The sequence below is a fragment of the Variovorax sp. Root473 genome, assembly GCF_001426505.1.
Classification (GTDB): Bacteria; Pseudomonadota; Gammaproteobacteria; order Burkholderiales; family Burkholderiaceae_C; genus Variovorax.
Map to the genome: position 1 here is coordinate 107,644 of NZ_LMEV01000017.1, position 24,534 is coordinate 132,177.

At 66.9% G+C, this 24,534-nt stretch carries 27 protein-coding genes; 21 read left to right on the forward strand and 6 right to left on the reverse strand.

Going from position 1 to position 24,534, the window contains the following annotated elements:
• Positions 1-40: 40 nt before the first annotated feature.
• The 3 genes from serA (at position 41) to ASD34_RS13745 (ending at position 5,714) form a co-directional block, all read left to right on the forward strand.
• Entirely contained in the window at positions 41-1,273 is a 1,233-nt protein-coding gene (gene serA, locus ASD34_RS13735) for a phosphoglycerate dehydrogenase (protein ID WP_056578274.1), read from the forward strand.
• Between the two features lie 128 nt (positions 1,274-1,401).
• A complete protein-coding gene (locus ASD34_RS13740; protein ID WP_056578276.1) occupies positions 1,402-5,280 on the forward strand; it encodes a DUF3683 domain-containing protein in 3,879 nt (1,292 codons plus the stop codon).
• Positions 5,277-5,714, forward strand: a complete 438-nt coding sequence (locus ASD34_RS13745) for an HIT family protein (protein WP_056578278.1) — start codon at positions 5,277-5,279, stop codon at positions 5,712-5,714. The genes ASD34_RS13740 and ASD34_RS13745 overlap by 4 nt, the downstream gene beginning before the upstream one ends.
• Before the next feature lie 15 nt (positions 5,715-5,729).
• Here ASD34_RS13745 and ASD34_RS13750 read toward each other — a convergent pair whose 3' ends face one another.
• Positions 5,730-6,518: a hypothetical protein gene (locus ASD34_RS13750; protein WP_056578280.1), complete on the reverse strand. Its 789-nt coding sequence runs from the start codon at positions 6,516-6,518 to the stop codon at positions 5,730-5,732.
• Positions 6,519-6,622: 104 nt separating this feature from the next.
• On the opposite strand from ASD34_RS13750, the gene ASD34_RS13755 reads away from it, so the two are divergent.
• The 18 genes from ASD34_RS13755 (at position 6,623) to ASD34_RS13840 (ending at position 21,222) form a co-directional block, all read left to right on the forward strand.
• Complete coding sequence (locus ASD34_RS13755; RefSeq protein ID WP_056578282.1) at positions 6,623-7,036, forward strand: gamma-butyrobetaine hydroxylase-like domain-containing protein; 414 nt, start codon at positions 6,623-6,625, stop codon at positions 7,034-7,036.
• A gap of 173 nt (positions 7,037-7,209) precedes the next feature.
• The gene (ubiE, locus tag ASD34_RS13760; RefSeq protein ID WP_056578284.1) at positions 7,210-7,941 is read left to right on the forward strand and encodes a bifunctional demethylmenaquinone methyltransferase/2-methoxy-6-polyprenyl-1,4-benzoquinol methylase UbiE; all 732 of its coding nucleotides are present in this window, start codon (positions 7,210-7,212) and stop codon (positions 7,939-7,941) included.
• Between the two features lie 41 nt (positions 7,942-7,982).
• Entirely contained in the window at positions 7,983-8,987 is a 1,005-nt protein-coding gene (locus ASD34_RS13765; RefSeq protein WP_056578286.1) for a Tim44 domain-containing protein, read from the forward strand.
• 141 nt (positions 8,988-9,128) lie between these two features.
• Positions 9,129-9,686 (forward strand): SCP2 domain-containing protein, encoded by a 558-nt coding sequence (locus ASD34_RS13770; RefSeq protein WP_056582327.1) that lies wholly within the window; start codon positions 9,129-9,131, stop codon positions 9,684-9,686.
• Entirely contained in the window at positions 9,683-11,248 is a 1,566-nt protein-coding gene (ubiB, locus tag ASD34_RS13775) for a ubiquinone biosynthesis regulatory protein kinase UbiB (protein WP_056578289.1), read from the forward strand. Before ASD34_RS13770 ends, ubiB begins: the two co-directional genes overlap by 4 nt.
• 19 nt (positions 11,249-11,267) lie before the next feature.
• Entirely contained in the window at positions 11,268-12,716 is a 1,449-nt protein-coding gene (locus tag ASD34_RS13780) for a sodium:solute symporter family protein (protein ID WP_056578291.1), read from the forward strand.
• Between the two features lie 104 nt (positions 12,717-12,820).
• On the forward strand, positions 12,821-13,153 hold the full coding sequence (locus ASD34_RS13785) for an FmdB family zinc ribbon protein (RefSeq protein WP_056578293.1): 333 nt from the start codon (positions 12,821-12,823) through the stop codon (positions 13,151-13,153).
• A 12-nt stretch (positions 13,154-13,165) separates the two neighbouring features.
• The gene (locus ASD34_RS13790) at positions 13,166-13,798 is read left to right on the forward strand and encodes a DUF502 domain-containing protein (RefSeq protein ID WP_056578295.1); all 633 of its coding nucleotides are present in this window, start codon (positions 13,166-13,168) and stop codon (positions 13,796-13,798) included.
• A 37-nt stretch (positions 13,799-13,835) separates the two neighbouring features.
• Entirely contained in the window at positions 13,836-15,644 is a 1,809-nt protein-coding gene (aspS, locus tag ASD34_RS13795; protein WP_056578297.1) for an aspartate--tRNA ligase, read from the forward strand.
• 64 nt (positions 15,645-15,708) lie between these two features.
• Positions 15,709-15,978 carry a type II toxin-antitoxin system prevent-host-death family antitoxin gene (locus ASD34_RS13800; RefSeq protein ID WP_082548672.1) on the forward strand — a complete coding sequence of 90 codons (270 nt, stop codon included), beginning with the start codon at positions 15,709-15,711 and terminating at the stop codon, positions 15,976-15,978.
• 6 nt (positions 15,979-15,984) lie between these two features.
• Positions 15,985-16,302, forward strand: coding sequence for a CcdB family protein (locus tag ASD34_RS13805; RefSeq protein WP_056578299.1), 318 nt, complete (start codon positions 15,985-15,987; stop codon positions 16,300-16,302).
• An 8-nt stretch (positions 16,303-16,310) separates the two neighbouring features.
• Positions 16,311-16,772: a dihydroneopterin triphosphate diphosphatase gene (gene nudB / locus ASD34_RS13810; RefSeq protein ID WP_056578301.1), complete on the forward strand. Its 462-nt coding sequence runs from the start codon at positions 16,311-16,313 to the stop codon at positions 16,770-16,772.
• Positions 16,769-17,536: an endonuclease/exonuclease/phosphatase family protein gene (locus ASD34_RS13815; protein WP_056578303.1), complete on the forward strand. Its 768-nt coding sequence runs from the start codon at positions 16,769-16,771 to the stop codon at positions 17,534-17,536. Before nudB ends, ASD34_RS13815 begins: the two co-directional genes overlap by 4 nt.
• Before the next feature lie 73 nt (positions 17,537-17,609).
• Positions 17,610-18,341: a GTP cyclohydrolase I gene (folE, locus tag ASD34_RS13820; protein WP_056578305.1), complete on the forward strand. Its 732-nt coding sequence runs from the start codon at positions 17,610-17,612 to the stop codon at positions 18,339-18,341.
• Positions 18,342-18,343: 2 nt separating this feature from the next.
• Positions 18,344-18,766, forward strand: a complete 423-nt coding sequence (locus ASD34_RS13825) for a BLUF domain-containing protein (protein WP_056578307.1) — start codon at positions 18,344-18,346, stop codon at positions 18,764-18,766.
• A 103-nt stretch (positions 18,767-18,869) separates the two neighbouring features.
• Positions 18,870-19,751: a DMT family transporter gene (locus ASD34_RS13830; RefSeq protein ID WP_056578309.1), complete on the forward strand. Its 882-nt coding sequence runs from the start codon at positions 18,870-18,872 to the stop codon at positions 19,749-19,751.
• A 13-nt stretch (positions 19,752-19,764) separates the two neighbouring features.
• Positions 19,765-20,589 (forward strand): DUF429 domain-containing protein, encoded by an 825-nt coding sequence (locus ASD34_RS13835; RefSeq protein WP_056578311.1) that lies wholly within the window; start codon positions 19,765-19,767, stop codon positions 20,587-20,589.
• 138 nt (positions 20,590-20,727) lie between these two features.
• Positions 20,728-21,222 carry a BON domain-containing protein gene (locus tag ASD34_RS13840; protein ID WP_056578313.1) on the forward strand — a complete coding sequence of 165 codons (495 nt, stop codon included), beginning with the start codon at positions 20,728-20,730 and terminating at the stop codon, positions 21,220-21,222.
• A 68-nt stretch (positions 21,223-21,290) separates the two neighbouring features.
• Here the strand turns inward: ASD34_RS13840 and ASD34_RS13845 are convergent, their stop codons facing one another.
• The 5 genes from ASD34_RS13845 to ASD34_RS13860 form a co-directional block, all read right to left on the reverse strand.
• Complete coding sequence (locus ASD34_RS13845) at positions 21,291-21,815, reverse strand: hypothetical protein (protein WP_056578315.1); 525 nt, start codon at positions 21,813-21,815, stop codon at positions 21,291-21,293.
• Positions 21,802-22,185 (reverse strand): phage holin family protein, encoded by a 384-nt coding sequence (locus tag ASD34_RS13850; protein ID WP_056578317.1) that lies wholly within the window; start codon positions 22,183-22,185, stop codon positions 21,802-21,804. Before ASD34_RS13850 ends, ASD34_RS13845 begins: the two co-directional genes overlap by 14 nt.
• Before the next feature lie 59 nt (positions 22,186-22,244).
• Positions 22,245-22,619: a hypothetical protein gene (locus ASD34_RS13855; RefSeq protein WP_056578319.1), complete on the reverse strand. Its 375-nt coding sequence runs from the start codon at positions 22,617-22,619 to the stop codon at positions 22,245-22,247.
• A 54-nt stretch (positions 22,620-22,673) separates the two neighbouring features.
• On the reverse strand, positions 22,674-22,838 hold the full coding sequence (locus ASD34_RS27130) for a DUF1328 domain-containing protein (RefSeq protein ID WP_070063586.1): 165 nt from the start codon (positions 22,836-22,838) through the stop codon (positions 22,674-22,676).
• Between the two features lie 206 nt (positions 22,839-23,044).
• A complete protein-coding gene (locus ASD34_RS13860; protein ID WP_082548675.1) occupies positions 23,045-24,415 on the reverse strand; it encodes a CHASE3 domain-containing protein in 1,371 nt (456 codons plus the stop codon).
• Positions 24,416-24,534: the final 119 nt, after the last annotated feature.

Sequence of the window (24,534 nt, forward strand, 5' to 3'; positions counted from 1 at the left end):
CCTAGCCTGTCGCCATGGCCGGGGTCTTCCTGAGTACGCCATGAGCAGCAAAACCTCCCTCGACAAAAGCAGGATCAAGTTCCTTTTGCTCGAAGGCATCCACCCCTCGGCCGTGGAGGTGCTGCGCGCCGCCGGCTACACCCACATCGAGTCGCTGCCGGGGGCGCTGCCCGACGCTGAGCTCAAGGCCAAGATCGCCGACGTCCACTTCGTGGGCATCCGCTCGCGCACCCAGCTGACGGCCGAGGTGTTCGCTGCCGCGCACAAGCTGGTGGCGGCCGGGTGCTTCTGCATCGGCACCAACCAGGTCGATCTCGAAGCCGCCCGCGAGCATGGCGTGGCCGTGTTCAACGCCCCGTACTCCAACACCCGCTCGGTGGCCGAACTGGTGCTGGCCGAAGCGATCCTGCTCTTGCGCGGCGTGCCCGAGAAAAGCGCCGTGGCGCACCGCGGCGGCTGGCTCAAGTCGGCCGAGAACGCTTTCGAAATCCGCGGCAAGACGCTGGGCATCGTGGGCTACGGCTCCATCGGCGCGCAGCTGTCGGTGCTGGCCGAGGCGCTGGGCATGCACGTGGCCTTCTACGACGTGGTCACCAAGCTGCCGCTGGGCAACGCGCGCCAGGTGCGCGAGCTGCACCAACTGCTGGCGCAGAGCGACATCGTGACGCTGCACGTCCCCGAGACGCAGGCCACCCAGTGGATGATCGGCGCGGCCGAGATCGCCGCCATGAAGCCGGGGTCGATCCTGATCAACGCCTCGCGCGGCACGGTGGTCGAGATCGAACCGCTGGCCGAGGCCCTGAAGAGCAAGAAGCTGCTGGGCGCCGCCATCGACGTGTTCCCGGTCGAGCCGCGCACCAACAAGGACGAGTTCCAGTCGCCGCTGCGCGGCCTGGACAACGTGATCCTCACGCCGCACATCGGCGGCTCGACCATGGAGGCGCAGGCCAACATCGGGCTCGAAGTGGCCGAGAAGCTGGTCAAGTACAGCGACAACGGCACCTCGACCTCGTCGGTCAACTTTCCCGAGGTGGCGCTGCCGGCGCACCCGGGCAAGCACCGCCTGCTGCACATCCACCGCAACGTGCCCGGTGTGCTGTCCGAGATCAACAAGATCTTCTCGGACAACAACATCAACATCTCGTCCCAGTTCCTGCAGACCAACGAGAAGATCGGCTACGTCGTGATGGACATCGACGCCGCCTCGTCCGACCTGGCGCTGGAAAAGCTGGCGAAGGTCGGGGGAACGATTCGCAGCCGGGTGCTGTTCTGAGCCTGCCGGGGGCCCCGCGGGCCCGCGATAGGGAATAGCGGCAGGGCAAGGCAAATCGCCCAAGGCCTGCCCTAAAATCGACCCCCCGGCTACATGGGCGCGCAGCGCCTGGCCAAGGGCCCCACCCGATGAATGCTCCGACTGCGTTGAATACGCTGTTGTCACAGGCCGCAGAGCCTGTACGACTGCGTGAGATCCCCTACAACTACACCAGCTTCTCCGACCGGGAGATCGTGATTCGCCTGCTGGGCGAACGCGGCTGGGACCTGCTGCAGACCCTGCGCGCCGAGCGCCGCACCGGCCGATCGGCACGCATGCTCTACGAGGTGCTGGGCGACATCTGGGTGGTGCAGCGCAACCCCTACCTCGTCGACGACCTGCTCGACAACCCGCGCCGCCGTGGCCAGCTGGTCGATGCCCTGCGCCACCGCCTGGGCGAAGTGCAGAAGCGCCGCACCCCCGACAGCGACCTGCCGCGCGACCAATTGGTGGGCGAACTCACCGGCCTCGTCAGCCAGGCGGTCGCCGCCTTCGACGACACCTTCCGCGACGTCACCGCCCTGCGCCGCAAGGCGACGCGCGTGCTGCGCCGGCTCACGGCCAAGGACAACATCAAGTTCGACGGCCTCTCGCGCGTGTCGCACGTGACCGACGCCACCGACTGGCGCGTCGAGTACCCGTTCGTCGTGCTGTGCCCCGACACCGAGGCCGAGATGGCGCTGCTGGTCAAGGGCTGCATCGAGCTGGGCCTGACCATCATCCCGCGCGGGGGCGGCACCGGCTACACCGGCGGCGCCATTCCGCTCACGTGGAAGAGCGTGGTCATCAACACCGAGAAGCTCGAGGCCATGACCGAGGTCGAGCACGTCGCGCTGCCCGGCCTGGCCGCGCCCGTGCCCACCATCTGGACCGAGGCCGGCGTGGTCACGCAGCGCGTGGCCGACGCGGCCGAGCGCGCGGGCTTCGTGTTCGCGGTCGACCCGACCTCTGCCGAGGCCTCTTGCGTCGGCGGCAACGTCGCCATGAACGCCGGCGGCAAGAAGGCCGTGCTCTGGGGTACGGCGCTGGACAATCTCGCCTCCTGGCGCATGGTCACGCCGCAGGCCGAATGGCTCGAAGTCACGCGCGTCGGCCATAACCTAGGCAAGATCCACGACGCTGAAAGCGCCGTGTTCGAGCTGCAGTACTACGCAGCCGACGGCAAGACCCCGCTGCGTACCGAGCGCCTCGACATTCCCGGCAAGACCTTCCGCAAGGAAGGCCTGGGCAAGGACGTGACCGACAAGTTCCTCTCGGGCCTGCCGGGCATCCAGAAAGAGGGCTGCGACGGTCTCATCACCAGCTGCCGCTGGGTGGTGCACAAGATGCCCTCGCACACGCGCACGGTGTGCCTCGAATTCTTCGGCAACGCCAAGGACGCGGTGCCCAGCATCGTCGAGATCAAGGACTTCATGTTCGCCGAGCAGAAGCGCTCGGGCGTGCTGCTGGCGGGCCTGGAGCACCTGGACGACCGCTACCTCAAGGCGGTGGGCTACGCCACCAAGTCGAAGAAGCACGGCGGCCTGCCGAAGATGGTGCTGTTCGGCGACATCGCGGGCGACGACGCCGACGCGGTGGCGCGCGTCACGTCCGAAGTGGTGCGCATCGCCAACTCGCGCAGCGGCGAAGGTTTCATTGCCATCAGCCCCGAGGCGCGCAAGAAATTCTGGCTCGATCGCAAGCGCACGGCCGCCATCAGCAAGCACACCAACGCCTTCAAGATCAACGAAGACGTGGTGATTCCGCTGCCGCGCATGGCCGAGTACAGCGACGGCATCGAGCGCATCAACATCGAGCTGTCGCTGCAGAACAAGCTGGCCCTCACCGACGCACTCGAAGCGTTCCTCACGCGCGGGAACCTGCCACTGGGCAAGACCGACGACGCGCACGAGATTCCCGCGGCCGAGCTGCTCGAAGACCGCGTGGCACAGGCCGTGGCGCTGGTGCACGACGTGCGTGCGCTGTGGGCCGGCTGGCTGCAGAACGTCGACGCGCTGTTCCCGCAGCTGCAGGACCACACCCTGCGCGCAAGCTGGAAGACCCAGTTGCGCCAGCCGCTGCAAGAGATCTTTTCGGGCGCCGAGTTCGGGCCGATCCTGGCCGAGTGCACCGCCATCCACCAGCAGGTGCTCAAGGGCCGCGTGTGGGTCGCCCTGCACATGCACGCGGGCGACGGCAACGTGCACACCAACTTGCCCGTGAACAGCGACAACTACGAGATGCTGCAGACCGCGCATGCCGCGGTGGTGCGCATCATGGCGCTGGCCCGCAGCCTGGACGGCGTGATCTCGGGCGAGCACGGCATCGGCATCACGAAGCTCGAGTTCCTCAGCGACGAAGAGCTGCGTCCCTTCACCGAATACAAGGCCCGCGTCGACCCCGAAGGCCGCTTCAACAAGGGCAAGCTGCTGCGCGCGCCCGCGGGGCAGGCGCAGACCCTGCACGCCGACCTGACCAACGCCTACACGCCGAGCTTCGGCCTCATGGGGCACGAGTCGCTGATCATGCAGCAGAGCGACATCGGCGCCATTGCCGACAGCGTGAAGGACTGCCTGCGCTGCGGCAAGTGCAAGCCGGTGTGCGCCACGCACGTGCCGCGCGCCAACCTGCTGTACAGCCCGCGCAACAAGATCCTTGCGACTTCGCTGCTGGTGGAGGCCTTCCTCTACGAAGAGCAAACGCGCCGCGGCATCAGCATCAAGCACTGGGAAGAATTCGAGGACGTGGCCGACCACTGCACCGTGTGCCACAAGTGCCTCACGCCGTGCCCCGTGAAGATCGACTTCGGCGACGTGTCGATGAACATGCGCAACCTGCTGCGCAAGATGGGCCAGAAGAGCTTCCGTCCCGGCAACGCGGCCGCGATGTTCTTCCTCAACGCGACCAACCCGCAGACCATCAAGACGGTTCGCGCGGGCATGGTGGGCATCGGCTTCAAGGCGCAGCGCCTGGCCAACGACCTGCTGCGCGGTCTGGCCAAGAAGCAGACGGCGCTCCCTCCGGCCACGCTGGGGCCTGCACCGATCAAGGAGCAGGTGATCCACTTCATCAACAAGAAGATGCCGGGCAACCTGCCGAAGAAGACGGCGCGCGCGCTGCTCGACATCGAGGACGCCGACTACGTGCCGATCATCCGCGACCCGAAGACGACCACCTCGGAAACCGAGGCGGTCTTCTACTTCCCGGGCTGCGGGTCGGAGCGCTTGTTCTCGCAGGTGGGCCTGGCCACGCAGGCGATGCTCTGGCACGCGGGCGTGCAGACGGTGCTGCCGCCGGGCTACCTGTGCTGCGGCTATCCGCAGCGCGGCAGCGGCCAGTTCGACAAGGCCGAGAAGATGATCACGGACAACCGCGTGCTCTTCCACCGCGTCGCCAACACGCTCAATTACCTCGACATCAAGACCGTGGTGGTGAGCTGCGGCACCTGCTACGACCAGCTGCAGGGCTACCAGTTCGACAAGATCTTCCCGGGCTGCCGGATCATCGACATCCACGAGTACCTGCTCGAAAAGGGCATCACGCTGGCCGATGCGGGCGGCGGCGGCTACCTGTACCACGACCCCTGCCATTCGCCGATGAAGCAGCAGGACCCGATGAAAACCGTGAAGGCACTGGTCGGCGACAACGTGCTCAAGAACGACCGCTGCTGCGGTGAGTCGGGCACGCTGGGCGTGTCGCGGCCCGACATCTCCACGCAGATCCGCTTCCGCAAGGAAGAAGAACTGAAGAAGGGGGAGGCCGCATTGCGCGACGCCGGCAAGGTCGGCGCACAGGAGAACGTGAAGATCCTCACCAGCTGCCCGAGCTGCCTGCAAGGCCTCTCGCGCTACGGCAACGACCTGAACAACGGCCTGCTCGAAGCCGACTACATCGTGGTCGAGATGGCCAACAAGCTGCTCGGCGACGACTGGATGCCGAACTACGTGGCCGCGGCCAACCAAGGCGGCATCGAGCGGGTGCTGGTATGACGACCGTAACGGGATGCCCGCTGTGCGAGACGCCCGGCGGGCGCCTTGTGTTCGAAGGCGCGAAGTTGCGCGTCGTCCATGCACAGGAAGAAGGCTTTCCGGCCTTCTATCGCGTGGTGTGGCAAGACCATGCCGCGGAGTTTTCCGACCTCGACGCGGCCGACCGCGTGCTGTGCATGGAGGCCGTGGTGCGCGTGGAGCAATGCCTGCGCGACGCGCTGGCGCCCACCAAGCTCAACATCGCCGCGCTCGGCAACATGGTGGCGCATCTGCACTGGCATGTGATCGCGCGCTTCGACTGGGACAGCCATTTCCCTGGTTCGGTCTGGGCCGCCGTGCAGCGGACGGCGCCGGCCGAGCGGGTGGCCGCCGTGCAGGCGCTGCTGCCGCAGGCGGAGGCCGACATGGTCCGCCGGCTCGCGACGCTGGCCTGAGGTCCTCGTCTTTCCTCAGCTGGCCGCGGCGGTGCGTGTCGCGCGGCCTGCCTTGCGGTCCGCACAGGCCTGCTTGAATTCCGGCGTGGCGCGCGTTTCCTTCGAGAAGCGCATCGAAGCCACGCTGCCGTCCTTGCATACGCGATCGAGTTCGGACTGTGCGCTCCTGTTCCCTGCATGCGCGGCATGCGCCAGCAGGCGCACCGCGTGGAAGGGCAGCGCACCCGAGCTGGCTGACGACGTGGCGGCTGCAGCGCCTGTCGGCTGCGGTGCTGCAGCCTTGGCCGGCTGCGCAGGCAGCGTGCGTGCGGTGCCCGCCGAGGTCGGCATGTGCTCGACGGCGGTGAAGTCACCGCTGTTGCCGGCGCGCTCGACCATCTGCCGGTAGTTGTCCATCATGCGCGAGGTGTCCTTGGGTGTGAGTTCCTTCGCCGGCTTGGCGAGGTAGGCCGCGACTTCGGGCGGCAGCGCGGCGTTGACGGTGCTCAGTTCATGCGCGCCGCCGAAGCCCCGCGAGCCGGCCTGGGCGGCATGCGCCGCGTCGTCGCCCAGCGCCATCGCACCCTTGGCGGCCACGCCGGTTGCGCCTTCGGCCGCCACCGCACCGGCGCCGACTGCTGCGCCCTTGCCCGCGACGCCAGCCGCTTTTCCTGCCGTCGCAGCTTTGCCCGCCGCCTTGCCGATCAGGCCCCAGAAGGCGTGGGCCGGTGGGGCGAGGGCGGCGCCCGCGAGCGCGGCGCAGAGGACGAGGGCGGCCCGGTTCGGAGGCGACAGGAGGAGGGGAGAGCGTGTGCGTGACGGCATGCCGCAATGCTAAGCGCTGGCCGCCGGCACGCCGCTGCAGAGCGCGCGGCATACTGCGCGACTGCGATCCCTTTTCCTTTTCTCCTCCTTCGAACGGATTTCCCATGGCAGGTTTGCAAGCCGGCGCACCGACGCCCCAATCGATCACCGTGCACGGCCAGTCGCGCGTGCTCGAAGTCGGCTTCTCGGACGGTGCCACCTTCCGCATTCCCTTCGAGCTGATGCGCATCTATTCCCCGTCGGCCGAAGTACAGGGCCACGGCCCGGGGCAGGAGGTGTTGCAGACCGGCAAGCGCGAGGTCGAGCTGGTCGGGCTGGAACCGGTCGGCAACTACGCCGTGCAGCCCGCGTTCAGCGACGGTCACAACTCCGGCATCTACACCTGGAGCCTGCTGTACGACCTGGGCGTCCGGCAGGCCGAGTTGTGGGCCGACTATGAGCGGCGCCTGGCGCAGGCCGGCGTGGACCGCGATGCGCCCATGGCCGACAAGGGCGGCAGCGCCTGCAGCAGCCACTGAACGTGAGTGGGGCCGAGGGTAAACATACCCTGTTGCTATTGAAAAGATAGCCTTACACGCAGCAAGCATGCGCGTTGTGGCGCACCCTCCGTTGGAGGAAAAAGCAACAAATGTCCGCCGTGCCCGCGGGGTCGTCGTCTTGAAGGAATGCCTTCCGGCCTAACATCCAGCGCATGAGTACAACCCACTTCGGCTTCGAGAAAGTCGACGAAAGCGAGAAGGCGCAACGCGTTCGCGGCGTCTTCGACTCGGTGGCCTCGCGCTACGACATCATGAACGACCTGATGTCGGCCGGCCTGCACCGGGCCTGGAAGGCCTACACCGTGATGGTCGCGAACGTGGGCGAAGGCTCGCGCGTGCTCGATATCGCAGGCGGCACGGGCGACCTCGCGCTCGCCTTCTCGAAGAAGGTCGGCGCCACGGGCCAGGTGGTCCACACCGACATCAACGAAGCCATGCTGCGCACCGGCCGCAACCGCCTGCTCGACGCCGGCGTGGTGCTGCCCACCACGGTCTGCGACGCCGAGAAGCTGCCCTTTCCCGACGACCACTTCGACGTGGTCACCGTGGCCTTCGGCCTGCGCAACATGACGCACAAGGACGTCGCGCTCAAGGAGATGAACCGCGTGCTCAAGCCGCGCGGCAAGCTGCTGGTGCTCGAGTTCTCGAAGGTCGCCAAGCCGCTCACGAAGGCCTACGACTGGTATTCGTTCAACGTGCTGCCGCGCCTGGGCAAGCTGGTGGCCGGCGACGACGCGAGCTATCGCTACCTGGCCGAATCGATCCGGATGCATCCCTCGCAAGAGGAGCTCAAGACCCTCATGAAAGAGGGCGGTTTCGGACATGTGGACTATCACAACATGACGGGGGGAATTGCAGCCCTCCATGTTGGAATCAAGTGTTGATCACGATGGCGACGCGAATTTTTCGCTCAAGAGGAGACGGCATGAAGAGTTTGGGTTCTTTGTTTTTGGCGGCTGCGCTGGTGCTGGTGAGTGTTCAGGCAGAAGCCGCACGCATGGGTGGTGGCAAGTCCATCGGTCGCCAGTCGTCCAACGTGACGCAGCGCCAGGCCACGCCGCCCGCGGCTCCCGCGCAGCAGAACGCGACCAATGCGGCGCCCAAGCCCGCAACGCCCGCCGCCGCCGCACCGAAGCGTCCGTGGGGCGCGATGCTCGGCGGCCTGGCCGCCGGCCTGGGCCTGGCATGGCTCGCGAATTCGCTGGGCCTGGGTGCCGGCTTCGCCAACATCCTGCTGATCGCGCTGCTGGCCTTTGCCGCACTCGCGGTGTGGCGCATCTTCAAGGCGCGCTCGGCCGCGTCGTCGGGCAATGCCAACCGCCAGGGCGGCTTCGCCTTCCAGGGCGCCGGCAGCCCCGCCGATGCACGCGCACCGGCACAGTACAGCCCCGCCAACGTCGGCAACGACGCCTCGGCACGGCCGTGGGAGCGCAGCGCCAGCGCCTTCGATGCCACGCCGGCATCTCACGGCAGCAGCCTCTCGGCCGCGGGTGCTGCAGCCGGCGGCAGCATGATCGGTTCGGCACTGGCCGGTTCCCAGTCCTGGGGCATCCCCGCGGGCTTCGATGCCGACGGTTTCCTGACCGCCGCCAAGCGCAACTTCGTGACCCTGCAGGACGCCTGGGACCGCGCCGACGTGTCGATGCTGCGTTCCATGATGACCGACAGCATGGTCGAAGAGATCCGCACGCAGCTGGCCGACCGCGCCAGCCACACGGGTGGTGCGCTCAACAAGACCGAGGTCGTGATGCTCGACGCCAAGCTGCTGGGCATCGAAGAGCTGCCCGATGCCTACATGGCGAGCGTGGAGTTCTCCGGCATGATCCGCGAAGACGCCTCGGCAGGCCCGGCTCCGTTCCGTGAAGTCTGGAACATGACCAAGACCGGCAGTGCCGGTTGGCTGGTCGCAGGCGTGCAAGCCCTGCAATAAGAGAAACAAACGCGCCGCGCGAGGCGGTCGCCGCCGGGCCGCCCCAAGGCGGACCGCGCCTCCCCCTCGGGGGGTGGCGAATGACACGGAGCGCAGCGAAGTGCAAAGCCGGGGGGCTACATGACTGGGATAATGGGGACCATGGCTACACCATCGTCCCCTTTTTCTTTGCTCGGCGACCTGTTCAACCGCATCGGCGAACGCCTGCAACCGCCGGCCTGGGCCGTCCACGAGATCCAGCACCGCGCGGTGCTGTTCCTGAACCACGTGCTGCAGCAGGAGCCCGAAGCGCAGCAGCGGCTGCTGCGCCAGCAGGGCAGGGTGGTGCGCTTCCAGTGGCGCTTCGTGACGATGGAGCTGGTGGCCACGCCGGCCGGCCTGCTCGACCTGGCACCCGCCGGCGCCACGCCCGAACTCACGCTCACCGTGACCGACGACTCCCCCTTCGACATCGCCCGTGCCACGCTGCGCGGCGACAAGCCTTCCGTGCAGATCGTCGGTGACGTGCAACTCGCGGCCGAGGTCAACTGGCTGGTCGACCACGTGCGCTGGGACGTCGAGGACGACCTGGCCCGCGTGATCGGCGACGTGCCCGCGCACACGCTGGGCAACGGCGTGCGCCGCGTGGCGGGCGCGCTGCGTCAGTTCGTCGGCGACCGCACGGCCCGCGCCGGCGGTGCGGCGGGCCACGCCGAATGAGTCGCTTCTATCGCGGCCTGTTCATCGTCTGGGTCGCACTGCGCTATGGCCTGGACGAGCTTGTGCTCACGAGCTTCCAGAAGCCCTGGCTGCGCGTGGTGGCACGCATCGTCTCCATTGGTCGCAACCTCGACGCGCCGCGCGGCCAGCGCCTGCGCGAGGCGCTGGAGCGGCTGGGCCCGATCTTCGTGAAGTTCGGCCAGGTGCTGTCGACGCGGCGCGACCTGCTGCCGCCCGACATCGCCGATGAGCTGGCCTTCCTGCAGGACCGCGTGCCGCCCTTTCCCTCGGCGGTGGCGGTCGCGACCATCGAGCGCGCCTTCCGCCGTCCGGTGAGCGACGTGTTCGTGCAGTTCGACGAAACGCCCATTGCCAGCGCGTCGATCGCGCAGGTGCACTTCGCGACCATCCGCACCAACCAGGGAGAGATCCGAGACGTGGCGGTGAAAGTGCTGCGTCCCAGCATGCGCGGCGTGATCGAGAAGGACCTGGCGCTCATGGCCATGATGGCCGGCTGGATCGAGAAGCTCTCGCCCGACGGCAAGCGCCTGAAGCCGCGCGAGGTGGTCGGCGAGTTCGACAAGTACCTGCATGACGAACTCGACCTGGTGCGCGAGGCAGCCAACGCCGCGCAACTGCGCCGCAACATGGCCTCGCTCGACCTGGTGCTGATTCCCGAGATGTTCTGGGACTTCTGCCACCCCGAAGTCATCGTGATGGAGCGCATGAACGGCGTGCCCATTGCCCAGCTCGAGAAGCTGCGCGCGGCCGGCGTCGACATTCCCAAGCTCGCGCGCGACGGCGTGACGATCTTCTTCACGCAGGTGTTCCGTGACGGTTTCTTCCACGCCGACATGCACCCGGGCAATATCCAGGTGAGCCTGGCGCCCGGGACTTTCGGGCGCTACATCTCGCTCGATTTCGGCATCATCGGCACGCTCACCGAGTCCGACAAGGAATACCTTGCGCAGAACTTCGCAGCCTTCTTCCGGCGCGACTACAAGCGCGTGGCCGAGCTGCACCTCGAAAGCGGCTGGGTGCCGCAGGGCACGCGCATCGACGAGCTCGAGGCCGCGATCCGCACGGTGTGCGAACCGTACTTCGACCGGCCGCTGAAGGAAATCTCGCTGGGCATGGTGCTGATGCGCCTGTTCCAGACCTCGCGCCGCTTCCACGTCGAGATCCAGCCGCAGCTCGTGCTGCTGCAGAAGACGCTGCTGAACATCGAGGGCCTGGGCCGCAGCATCGACCCCGAGCTCGACCTCTGGGCCACGGCCAAGCCTTTCCTCGAGAAATGGATGGTCGACCAGATCGGGCCGAAGAAGCTGTTCCAGCAGCTGCGGGCCGAGGCGCCGCGCTACGCAAAATTGCTGCCGCAATTGCCGCGCTTGCTGCACGATTTCCTGGAAAATCGGCCGCCCGACCACCGCCGCGAATTGCTGGAGTTGCTGGCCGCGCAGAAGCGCACCAACCGGCTGCTGCAGGCCATTCTGTATGGCGGCATCGGATTCGTCCTGGGTTTGCTCGCCATGCAATTGCTGGTGCGTGTGCGTTTGTTCTAGAGGCTGGAGGAGTTTCGCCGTGTTGCTGACGCTGGTCATCGTCTACCTACTGGTCACCATCGCCATCGGCCTGTATGCGGCCAAACGGGTGAAGAACACCACCGACTTCGCGATCGCGGGGCGGCACCTGCCGCTGTTCATGATCATCACGACCACCTTCGCGACCTGGTTCGGTTCGGAGACGGTGCTCGGCATCCCGGCCAAGTTCATCGAGGGCGGCCTCAGCGGCGTGGTCGAAGACCCGTTCGGCGCCGGCACCTGCCTGATCCTGGTGGGCCTGTTCTTCGCGGGCAAGCTGTACCGCATGACGCTGCTGACCATCAGCGACTACTACCGCGAGCGCTACGGCCGCAGCGTGGAAGTGGCCTGCTCGCTGATCATCATGCTGAGCTACCTGGGCTGGGTCTCGGCGCAAGTCACGGCGCTGGGGCTGGTGTTCAACGTGCTGTCGGCCGGCGCGATCAGCATCCCGGTGGGCATGGTGATCGGCGTGGTCTCGATCCTGGCCTACACGCTGTTCGGCGGCATGTGGTCGGTGGCAGTGACCGACTTCATCCAGATGATCATTCTGGTCGTCGGCCTGGCGGTCATCGCGATGTTCGCGGGCGACATGGCCGGCGGCGCCGACAAGGTGGTGGCCTTCGCGGTCAGCAAGGACCTCTTCAAGTTCTGGCCCGAGCCCAACTGGCACGACATGGTGTTCTTCTTTGCCGCGGCCATCACGATGATGCTGGGCTCCATTCCGCAGCAGGACGTGTTCCAGCGCGTGATGTCGGCCAACAGCGTCAAGGCCGCCACGCGCGGCCCGGTGATCGGCGGCGTGGCGTACATCCTGTTCGCCTTCGTGCCGATGTTCCTCGTGGCCAGCGCGCTCCTCATCATGCCGGACGAGGTCGCCGTGCTGCTGAAGGAAGATCCGCAGAAGGTGCTGCCCACGCTGGTGTTGCAGAAGATGCCCTTCGTGATGCAGGTGCTGTTCTTCGGCGCGCTGCTGTCGGCCATCAAGTCGACCGCCTCGGCCACCCTGCTGGCGCCCAGCGTCACCTTCACCGAGAACATCTGGCGCCAGTTCCGTCCCGCCGGCACCGACCGCGAGAACCTGATGACCATGCGCATCACCGTGCTCCTGTTCAGTGGCGCCGTGCTGGCCTACGCGATCCGCATGCAGGGCACGCCGATCTACGAACTCGTGTCGGGCGCCTACCAGGTGCCGCTGGTCGGGGCCTTCGTGCCGCTGGTGTGCGGCCTGTACTGGCGCCGCGCCACCACCCAGGGCGCCATCGCCTCGATCGCGGGTGGCATTGGCGTCTGGCTGCTGTTCATGGCCATGCCTTGGGGCACCGCCTTCCCGGCCCAGCTGGCGGGCGTGCTGTCCTCGTTCGCGGGCATGGTCATCGGCTCGCTGCTGCCGCAATGGATAGCGAACACTCACACGCCGCACCGCCTCCTGGCGACCGAGCCGGCCTGACGAAGGGCAGGGCCGCGCGCCTGCGGCCCTTGCTGGCGGGGGCGCCCCTATAATCGAGGGCTTTGCGAGCGGCAGCTTCCTCGCTCATTTCCACCCCGATTCCCATGCCCATTTACGCCTACAAGTGCAGTTCCTGCGGCTTTGCCAAGGACGTTCTGCAGAAGATGTCGGACACGCCACTCTCGGTGTGCCCCGAATGCGGTGCGAGCGCATTTGAAAAGCAGGTCACCGCCGCCGGCTTCCAGCTCAAGGGCTCGGGCTGGTACGTGACCGACTTCCGCGAGGGCGGCGGCAAGAAGTCCGAGGCCGCCACCGCGCCCGCTGCGTCCGGCGACGGTGCCAAGTCGGCCGATGCGCCTTCTTCGTCCGCCGCTTCCAGCCCCGCACCGGCTCCCGCGGCTCCGGCTGCTCCGGCTGCCGCCAAGAGCGGCGACTGACGGAACCCCTTCATGTCCGCCCTGCGCAAATGGTTGTTCTCCGGCTTGCTGGTGATCGTTCCCCTGTTCATCACCCTGGCGGTGCTGAAGTGGATCATCGACACGCTCGACCAGACGCTGTGGGTGCTGCCCGGCGCATGGCAGCGCTGGCTGTACGACAACAACATCCGCGGGCTGGGCGTGCTGCTCACGCTGGCCATCCTGCTGGTGGTCGGTGCCATTGCGAGCAACTTCGTCGGCAAGCGCCTGCTTGGCTGGGGCGACGCCGTGGTGCGGCGCATTCCGGTCGTGCGCTCGATCTACTCGAGCGTCAAGCAGGTGTCGGACACGCTGTTCTCCGAGAACGGCAACGCATTCCGCACGGCAGTGCTGATCCAGTGGCCGCGCGAGAGCGTGTGGACCATTGCCTTCGTGACCGGCGCGCCGGGCAACGAGGTGGCCGAGCACCTGGGCAGCGAGGAATTCCTCAGCGTCTACGTGCCGACCACGCCCAACCCCACGGGCGGCTACTTCGTCATGCTCAAGCGCAGCGACTGCGTCGAACTGAAGATGAGCGTGGACGAAGCGCTCAAGTACATCGTCTCGATGGGCGTGGTCGTTCCAGGCGGCCCTTCCTCGGTGGCGATCAAGCCATCCCACTCATAAAAACGAACGCGCCACGACGGCGCCGGAAGTCCTTCCTATGGCCATGCGTACTCACTATTGCGGTCTTGTGACCGAAGCCCTGTTGGGCCAGACCGTCACCCTGTGCGGGTGGGTCAACCGTCGCCGCGATCACGGCGGCGTGATCTTCATCGACGTGCGCGACCGCGAAGGCTACGTGCAGGTGGTGTGCGACCCCGACCGCGCCTCGACCTTCGCCGTGGCCGAGAACCTGCGCAACGAGTTCTGCGTACAGGTCACCGGCCTCGTGCGCGCGCGCCCCGAAGGCACGACCAACGACAGCCTCAAGAGCGGCAAGATCGAAGTGCTGTGCCACGAGCTGAAGGTGCTCAATCCGTCGGTCACGCCTCCGTTCCTGCTGGACGACGACAACCTCTCGGAAACCACGCGCCTCACGCACCGCGTGCTCGACCTGCGCCGCCCTGCCATGCAGCGCAACATGATGCTGCGCTACAAGGTGACGATGGAAACGCGCAAGTTCCTCGATGCCAACGGCTTCATCGACATCGAGACCCCGATGCTCGGCAAGTCCACGCCCGAAGGCGCACGCGACTACCTCGTGCCCAGCCGCGTGCACGACGGCAGCTTCTTCGCGCTGCCGCAGTCGCCCCAGCTGTTCAAGCAACTCTTGATGGTGGCCGGCTACGACCGCTACTACCAGATCGTGAAGTGCTTCCGCGACGAAGACCTGCGGGCCGACCGCCAGCCTGAATTCACGCAGATCGACATCGAGACCTCCTTCCTCGCCGAAGAGGAAATCCGCGAGATGTTCGAAGGCATGATCCGCAACGTGTTCCGCAACGCCGCGGACATCGACCTGCCGGTGTTCCCGACCATGAGCTACGCCGACGCGATGTTCAAGTACGGCTCGGACAAGCCCGACCTGCGCGTCAAGCTCGAATTCACCGAACTCACCGAGCTGATGAAGCGCGTCGAGTTCAAGGTGTTCTCCAACGCCGCCACCATGGCCGGCGGCCGCGTCGTCGCACTGCGCGTGCCCGGCGGCGGTGCCGAGGGCGGCCTGTCGCGCGGCGAGATCGACGCCTACCAGGAGTTCGTGAAGATCTATGGCGCCAAGGGCCTGGCCTACATCAAGGTCAACGACGCAGCGGCCGGCCGAGAAGGCCTGCAAAGCCCGATCGTCAAGAACCTGGACGACGCCACGCTGGCCGAGATCATCGCCCGCACCGGCGCGTGCAACGGCGACATCCTGTTCTTCGGTGCCGACAAGGAAAAGGTCGTCAACGACGCCATCGGCGCGCTGCGCGTGAAGATCGGCCACAGCCCCTTCGGCAAGAAGGCTGGTCTTTTCGACGACCGCTGGGCGCCGCTGTGGGTGGTCGACTTCCCGATGTTCGAGTTCGACGAGGAAGGCCAGCGCTGGAGCGCCGTGCACCACCCGTTCACCGCACCGAAGGACGGCCATGAGGACCTCATGGACACCGCGCCCGAGAAGTGCATCGCCAAGGCCTACGACATGGTGCTCAACGGCATCGAAATGGGTGGCGGCTCGGTGCGTATCCACCGCGAGGAAGTGCAGAGCAAGGTGTTCCGCGCGCTGAAGATCAGCGCCGAAGACGCGCAGCTCAAGTTCGGCTTCCTGCTGGACGCGCTGCAGTATGGCGCCCCGCCGCACGGCGGCATCGCCATCGGCCTGGACCGCCTCGTCATGCTCATGACCGGCGCCGAGTCGATCCGCGACGTGATCGCCTTCCCCAAGACCCAGCGCGCGCAAGACCTGCTGACGCAGGCGCCGAGTCCGGTCGACGAGAAGCAGCTGCGCGAACTGCACATCAAGCTGCGCAATACGCCTCAAGCCGCGGCCTGAGGCCGACAGGTTGGCGCGGAGGAAGTGATTGGCTAAAATGGCTAATCACTCTCCGGAGCCAGCCATGCAAATCACTGCCACTGAAGCCAAGAATCGATTCGGCTACTACCTCGGCCAGGCCGAGCGCGAACCGGTGCACGTGATGAAGAACGACCGCGTGGCGGTCGTTCTTGTTTCTGCGGCGCGCTTTGCGGAGCTCGAAGCGCTTGAAAAGCAGAAGTCGATGGCGCAACGCAAGCGCGAGTTCAACGAGGAATACAAGGACTGGATTGCTGCGCAGAACGAACTGGTCGAGACGCACGGTGTCTTCGGCGAAAGCTTTCGCCCCTGGTAAGTACCTGTGGCGCAATTCGACATCTACGCCAATCCTGACAAGGCCCAGCGCGCCGCGTTCCCGTGGTGCGTCGACATGCAAAGCGACCTGCTCGGCGTGTTGCCGACGCGGTTGGTCATGCCGCTGACCACTCAGAAATACCTGCCGGCCAAGGCGCCGCACCGGCTGTGTCCGCCCGTCCAATGGGACGGCGAGACTTTCTTTGCGTTGCCTCAGATGACCTCGCCTTTCAGGGTGAAAGACCTGGGCGCTGCGAAAGGCAACGTGCGCATCGCTTCGAATGACTTGGTGGCCGCGCTCGATGCGGTCATCAGCGGCGTCTGAACATTGCCGTGAAGCCATTCAAGATCCCGGAGTCGGTGCTCGTCGTGATTCACACGCCCGCGCTTGACGTGCTGCTCATCCGGCGCGCCGATGCCCAGGAGTTCTGGCAATCGGTCACCGGCAGCAAGGACGCGCTCGACGAGCCGCTCGCGCTCACTGCTGCCCGTGAGGTCGCCGAGGAAACCGGCATCCAGTGCGGCGAGGGCACGCTGCTGGCTTCGCAACTGGTCGACTGGCAGTTGCGCAACATCTACGAGATCTACCCGGGCCGGCGCGCACGCTACGAGCCCGGCATCACCCACAACACCGAGCACCTGTTCGGCCTGTGCGTGCCCGAGCGCCTGACGCCCGTGCTCGCCGCACGCGAGCACACCGACTGGCAATGGCTGCCGTACCGCGAAGCGGCCGATGCGTGTTTTTCCCCGTCCAACGCCGAAGCCATTCTGTTGCTGCCAGAATTTGCGCGATGAACCAGCCGGCAGCATCCGCAGCGCACAACCTCCGGGTCGCGACCTACAACATCCACAAGGGTGTGCAGGGCATCGGGCCGGCACGCCGGCTCGAGATCCACAACCTGGGCCACGCCATCGAACAGCTCGATGCCGACATCGTCTGCCTGCAGGAAGTGCGCAAGATGAACCGGCAGGCCGCCGCCCGCTTTCCGCGCTGGCCCGAATTGCCGCAGGCCGACTTTCTTGCGCCGGAGGGTTACACGGCCGTCTACGAAACCAACGCCGTCACGCGCCACGGTGAGCACGGCAATGCGCTGCTCACGCGCTGGCCGGTGATCCGCACCAGCCACCAGGACATCTCCGACCACCGCTTCGAACAGCGCGGCCTGCTGCACGCGGTGATCGAGGTGGAGGGGCGGCCGGTCCACGCCATCGTGGTGCACCTGGGGCTCATCAAGGGCAGCCGCGTGCGGCAGGTGGCGCGGCTGCGCGAGTTCATCGAGCGCGAGGTGCCGCCCGACGAGGCCGTGGTGGTGGCCGGCGATTTCAACGACTGGGGCGCGCGCATGCGCTACGCCATGAACGCGATGGGCCTGCGCGACACCAGCGATCTGCGCGGCCCGCGCACGCTCACGTACCCGTCGCGACTGCCGGTGGCGCAGCTCGATTTCGTCTACGGCCGCCGGCTGGAGCCGCTGGCCTGCTCGGTGCCGCGTGGCCCGATCTGGGCCCGAATGTCCGACCACCTTCCGCTGGTAGCCGATTTTTTGCTACCTAATTGATAGCATCTCTCCGAGAAGGGGCGGGCATTGCAGCCCGAATCCCCTGGAGCCATTCACTGGTACGATCCCCGCCATGCTGAGGAAAACCGACGTCGAACCGCTTCCCGATCGAAAAAACGATGACGAGGGCACCCCCGTCTCCGTCAAGATCCGCGAGCGTCTGAATGCCGCGCGCAAGCGCTTCAATGCCAATGACAACATCGCCGAGTTCATCGAACCCGGCGAACTCGAGTCGCTGCTCGACGAGGTCGAGGTCAAGATGAAGGGCGTGCTCGACAGCCTGGTGATCGACGTCGAGAACGACCACAACACCGACAACACCGCGCGCCGCGTGGCCAAGATGTACCTCAACGAGGTGTTTCGCGGCCGCTATGTGCCGCCGCCCGCGCTCACCGAATTCCCCAATGCCGAGCACCTGAACGAGCTGATGATCGTCGGCCCGATCACCGTGCGCAGCGCCTGTTCGCATCACTTCTGCCCGATCATCGGCAAGCTCTGGATCGGCGTGATGCCCAATGAGCACACCAACGTGATCGGCCTGTCGAAGTACGCGCGGCTGGCCGAATGGGTCATGGGCCGCCCGCAGATCCAGGAAGAAGCCGTGGTGCAACTGGCCGACCTGATCCAGGAAAAGACCCAGCCCGACGGCCTGGCGCTCGTCATGGAAGCCGAGCACTTCTGCATGGCCTGGCGCGGCGTGAAGGAAATGGACAGCAAGATGATCAACTCCGTCATGCGCGGCGTGTTCCTCAAGGACCCGAGCCTGCGTCGCGAATTCCTTTCCCTGTTGCCCAGAAAGAGTTGAACATGCTGGTCCGTCTTCTCTACGCCAGCCGCGCCGTCGACACCAGCCCCGCGGCCATCGAGGCAATCCTCGCGAAATCGCGCACGCACAACCCGGCGTGCGGCATCACCGGCATCCTCTGCTACGGTGCCGGCACCTTTCTGCAGGCGATCGAAGGTGGACGCGATGCCATCAGCGATCTCTACGGCCACATCCAGCGCGATGCGCGCCACAAGGACGTGGTGCTGCTGCATTACGAAGAAATCTCCGAGCGCCGTTTCGGCGGCTGGACGATGGGCCAGGTCAACCTCTCGAAGCTCAACGCCTCGACCTTGCTCAAGTACTCCGAGAAGCCCGAGCTCGACCCGTACAAGGTCTCGGGCAAGGTCTCGCTCGCGCTGCTCGAAGAACTGATGGCCACCGCGGCCATCGTCGGCCGCCCCTGAGAGCGTGGCCCCCACGCTCGGCACTTCGTGTCCTCGCTGCCCCCCGAGGGGGCCGCTCGCGCCTTGGGGCGGCCCGGCGGCGCTCGGGTTCGACTGACTCGAGGTGCCGCTTTCCGCCTTTGCATTGATCCTGCTGGCCGGGGTCATCCACGCCAGCTGGAACATCGCCGCAAAGAAGGCGAACGGCGATTCGCGCTTCGCGTTCCAGAGCGGCGTGTTCATGGCTGTGGTGTGGGCGCCCGTGGGCATCACGCTCGGTTGGAGCGTCGTGCCGACCTGGGGCACGAAGGAGTGGGCTTTCATCGTGCTGAGCGGTGTGCTGCACGTCTTCTATTACGTCGTGCTGCTGCGCGGCTACCGCAAGTCGGACCTCACCGTGGTCTACCCGCTGGCGCGCGGCTCGGGGCCGCTGCTGTCGTCGCTGGTCGCGATCCTGTTCCTCGGCGAGAAGATCAGCCTCGTCGGCGTGGCCGGCATCTTCGGCGTGGTGCTCGGCGTGTTCCTGGTGGCCGGCGGTCCGCGGCTCTTTCACAAGAAGCACGACCCGGTGCAGCGCGAGCGCGTGCACAAGGGCCTGCGCTACGGCGTGCTGACCGGCGCCTTCATCGCGGCTTACACGATTACCGACAGCTACGCCGTCAAGTTTCTTGCGATGTCGCCGATCCTGCTCGACTACATGAGCAACTTTGTGCGTCTCGTGCTGCTGCTGCCCGCCGCGCTGCAAGACCGCGCGACCACCGCGCGCATGTGGCGCGAGCAATGGAAGTACGCGCTGCTGGTGGCGGCGATCAGCCCCGTCTCGTACGTGCTCGTGCTCTACGCCGTGCAGCAGGCGCCCATCTCGCACGTCGCGCCGGCGCGCGAGGTGTCGATGCTGTTCGCGGCGCTGATCGGCGGGCACCTGCTGCGCGAGGGCGACCGCATGCTGCGGCTGCTGGGTGCGCTGTTCATCGCGGCCGGCGTGATCGCGCTTGCGCTGGGTTGACCGAAGGCAGGCGATGCTCTTCGGCTGCGATTTCTCGAGCGCACCGACCGCCCGCAAACCCATCGTCGTGGCCGTTGGCGAGATGGCCGGCGCGAGCGTCGTTGCGCTGACTCGCCTGCATCGCTTCGCCACGCTCGACGCGTGGGGCGGGTGGCTCGACAGCTGCTCGCCCGCCTGGGTCGGCGGTTTCGACTTCCCCTTCGGCCTGCCGCGCGAATTGATCGAGCACCTGCAGTGGCCGGCCGCGTGGGACGCGTGGATCGCCCATTACGCCGCCCTGAGCCGCGCCGAGATCCGCGGCACCTTCGCCGCCTTCTGCGCGGCGCGTCCGGTCGGCGGCAAGTTCGCGCACCGCGCGACCGATGCGCCGGCCGGCTCGAGCCCGTCGATGAAGTGGGTGAACCCGCCGGTCGCCTACATGCTGCATGCCGGCGTGCCGCGGTTGCTGGCGGCGGGTGCGACGTTGCCAGGGCAGCACGTCGGCACGCACAAGGAGCGCATCGCATTGGAAGCCTATCCCGGCCTGCTGGCGCGCGAACTCATCGGGCGGCGCAGCTACAAGAGCGACGACCTCGCGCGCCAATCGCCCGAGCGTGAGGTGGCACGCGCCGACCTGCTGGCCGCGCTCGAGCTCGGGCGCACGCGCCTCGACCTGCGGCTCGAACTCACCGCCGCACAGCGCGACGGACTGCGGGCCGATCCCAAGGGCGACGAGCTCGATGCGGTGCTGTGCCTGCTGCAGGCCGCGTGGGCCCTTCAGCGTGCCGGCAGCGCCGGGCCGGGCTACGGATTGCCACGGGACATGGACCCGCTCGAGGGCTGGATCGTCAGCGCCTGAGCCGCCTGCCGTCGCTTGGTTGTCCTACAGCGCTTCGGGGCCGCGGCGACGGTCGTGGGTGGGCGGCGGGGACTAGATTGCCGGTAGTGGACCACCCGGTCCACGCACCCCTGATCGAAGATCGAAGGAGGATTAACCATGACAAAACCCAACCATTCCCTCGCGCCCTTTGCCACCTCGCGCACCTGGCTTGCCGTGCTCGCAGCCGGCGCCGCGTTGACCCTGGTCGCCTGCGACAAGCCGGGCGACCAGACGGCGGGCGAGAAGCTCGACAGCGCCGTCGCCAAGACCGAACAGGCGGCCTCCGATGCCAAGGCCAAGTCCGAACAGGCCGCGGCCGACGCCAAGACCGGCATGGCTGGCGCCACGGCCGAGGTGAAGGAAGCCGCCAAGGATGCCTCCGCCGCCGTGAGTGCCACGGTCGACGACGCGGCCATCACCGCCTCGGTCTCGGCTGGCCTGGCGAAGGACCCGGACCTGAGCGCGATCAAGATCGACGTCGACACCAAGGGCGGCGCCGTGAGCCTGAAGGGCCCGGCCCCGACAGCCGCCGCCAAGTCGCGCGCCGAGGAGATCGCCAAGGCCGTGCAAGGCGTGAAGTCGGTGGACAACCAGCTCGAAGTGAAGGGCTGATCGGCCCTTTCGCCAGAAACAGAAAAGCCCGGTTCGACCGGGCTTTTTCTTGGGTGCGCGCAGCAGGTTCAGGGCGGGTCTTGGCGCGATGGCCGCGCGGGCTTCTGCATCAGCGTGTTGACCAGGTCGGCCACGTCGGAGGTCTTGAGCACGGCTGCGATCACGGCCGTGGCCGAAAGCAACCGCCAGGGCCGCACGAGCACCAGCAGCGAACCGGTGGCCGCGGCGGCGGCCATGAGCTTGACAGGTTCCGTGCGCGCGTAATGTTCGAGCAGGGGACGGGCCAGCTGGCCAGCCGCGTGCGCGGGGTGGCGGCGCCACCAGCGCTGCACCACGCCGCGCGCCATGGCGCTCCAGACGTTGTGACGGCGCCCGGGCGCGGCCGATGACTCGCCGGTGCCGGTGTCGTGGTGGGCATATTCGAGATCGTCGTCGATGTCCCCGGCATTGCCGCCGTCGAAGGCGCGGCGGGGCGCCGGTGCCTCGGGTTCTTCGCCGTTCAATTGGCGTACGAGCGCACGGCGCGACAGGGCCAGCCGTTGTTGCGGGGTGAGCTGCGACAGGGCAGCGTGGCGCGGATCAGTGCTGCTCATGGCGGGCTCCGGCGGCATGCAATGCGTCGACGTCGGCGGCCAGTTGGGCACGCAGATCGTCGAAGCCATAGTTGGGACTGGGTCGGGCGGCGATCCAGGCGCAGATCGCCGCAATCACCACGGCGACCGCAGGCACGGCGACCAGCACCCAGTGGAAACTCCCATGGAGGACGCCGAGCAGCACGGCGACGCCGATGAGCCCGAGCGCGAGCACGGCCGTGGCCACCGCCAGCACGCCCGCAATGAGGCGCGCAATCAGGCCGCGCCCGGCCTCGGCACTCTCCTGCCGGACCAGGGCGACGTAGTTCGCGAGGTGATCGGCAATCAGCCCCGGGTGCCCGAGCACCGTCGAAAAGATCGGATGAAGCATGTGCGAGGGTGTCGGGCGGGGTCGTTCGGTCAGTCGGACATCAATAAAGAGGCAATGGCTCAGTAGTCGTCGCGGCTGCGGCGGCTGGCCAGCACGATCAGCGCCGTGATGGCAGCACCGGCCGCGGCGGCCAACAGCACCGAGCGCACGGGCTGGTCGGAGATGTAGCGGCCCGTCACGTCGGCGGCCTGTTCGATGCGGCGCTGTGCGCGGGCGCTGGTGGTCGAGGCGGCGTCGAGGCCGCGCTGCACGGCCTGCTGCACGCGTGCAGCCAACTGCTCGACGGCCGGCTCGGCGTCGCGGCGCAGCTCGCGGACCTTCTCGCCCGCCGCATTCACCGCGTTCTGAGCGTAGGCGCGGGTGGTTTCGGCCGCTTCCTGGGCGGTCTGGCGCGCGTCGTCAGCGAGTTGCGAAGGGGTCTTGGTCGTGTTCATGGGAGAGTCCTTTCCGGGAAGATGAAATGCGGGAGCCTATGGATCGTAACTACGCTACTTGCGTCGTAGCAAGCCGGCCAGGAAGCTGGCGATGGCGAGCACGGCAAAGATAATGAAAAGGACCTTGGCGATCCCCACCGCGCTGGCGGCGATGCCACCGAAGCCGAACACGGCAGCGATGAGTGCGATGACCAGAAATACCACGGCGTAGTGCAGCATGCGGAACTCCTTCGAGGCTTCCCTCTTTGTGGTTTGAAACCATGCATCCGGGTGCCTCGCTGAAGACGTGGCCCGCGGTGCTGGATGACACAGCATCCACCTTAAGGGCAGGGCCGTATCGGCCCTGTCAGCGACCGGGGCGGGGGGGCGTAGGAGGCGACCGAGTCGCCGCAGGCCCGGGGCGTGAAGAAATGCCAGCGCCGGCGTCAGGCACCGCGCGGCGCAGGCGTGTCGGGGCTTGCCGGCGTGCCGGCCTGCGCAGCCGGCTTCACCACCGGCAACATCGCGGTGAGCCGCGTGCCGTGGCCGGGCGCCGAGGTGATGGTGAGCTTGCCGCGCGCCGCCTCGACCCGGTGGCGCATGCCCGCCAGGCCGTGTGTCGACGGGCGCATGCGCTGCGCATCGAAGCCCTTGCCGTTGTCGGTCACTTCCACGATCACGTGGTTGGCGTAGTTCTTCAGCACGATGGTGGCTTCGGTGGCCTCGGCGTACTTGCCGATGTTGGTCAGGCTCTCCTGCACCATGCGGTAGATCGTGAGCTGGCGCGATTCGTCCATGCTCACGGGTTCCAGCGCCATCTCGATTTCCAGCCCCGAGCGGTCGCCGAACTCGCGCCCCAGGATTTCCAGCGAGGCGACCAGTCCGAGGTTCGAGAGCGATGAAGGCCGCAGGTCCTCGATGATGCGGCGCTTCAGCGCGATGCCGCTGTTGAGCAGTTCGGTCAGATGCTGCAGCCGCTGGATCGCGTCGGGCGAGTCGGCCAGGCGCGACTTCAGCCGCGCCACATCGAGCTTGGCGGCCGTGAGCAACGAGCCCAGCTCGTCGTGCAGTTCGCGCGCGAGGTAGCCGCGCTCGGTTTCGCGCACGTCCTGCAGGTGGGTGGCCAGCTCGCCCAGCGAGGCGGTGCGCTCGCGCACTTCGTCCTCGAGCGCGTTGCGTTCGCGTTGCAGCGCCTCCTGCTGGCGCTCGCCCACGGAGCGCAGCGCGTGCGTCTGGCGCAGGTACAGGAAGAAGGCAATCAGCGCAGCCAGCGCCACGATGCCGGTGCCGATGCGCGCCAGCTGCAGCGACTTCATGACCTGCTGCTGGCTGGCGTGCAGCGTCTGGTTGCTGGCCTTCACCAGTTCGCCAGCGGTGGCGCGGATCGCCTCCATCTCCTCGCGCCCCACGTCGGTGGTCATGACGAACTTCCAGGCGTCCTCGTTGCCCTCGTGGCGCAGCCGCACGCTCATGTCCATCTCCGCGATCTTGCGCAGCACGTGCTTGGAAAGTTCGGACAGCTGGGGCCGCTCGGCCGGGCGCTCGGCATACAGCTGTCGCAGGGTGGCCAGGTTGCCGTCCACCTGCTTGACCGCGACGTCGTAGGGCTGGCGATAGGCGGCTTCGCCCGTGAGCAGAAACCCGCGCTGGCCGGTTTCGGCGTCCAGCATGTTCTGCAGGACCTGGTTGAGCGCGCCCCGGATCTGCTGGGCCTCGTTGATGTCCTCCAGGGCCCGGCTCGATTGCCTGTACCCCGCCTCGTTGATGCCCACGAGGGCCACCGCGGCCAGCGCCGCGAGCAGCAGGCTCACCACCATTTTTTGAGGAGCTAACCAGTGCATGTCACCCTTGGGGTCGCATTCAATGCAACTTCGTGAATAATTGACAACAATCAGGGACCGGTATGCTGCGGCTTCCACAGCAGCAGTACAACGAC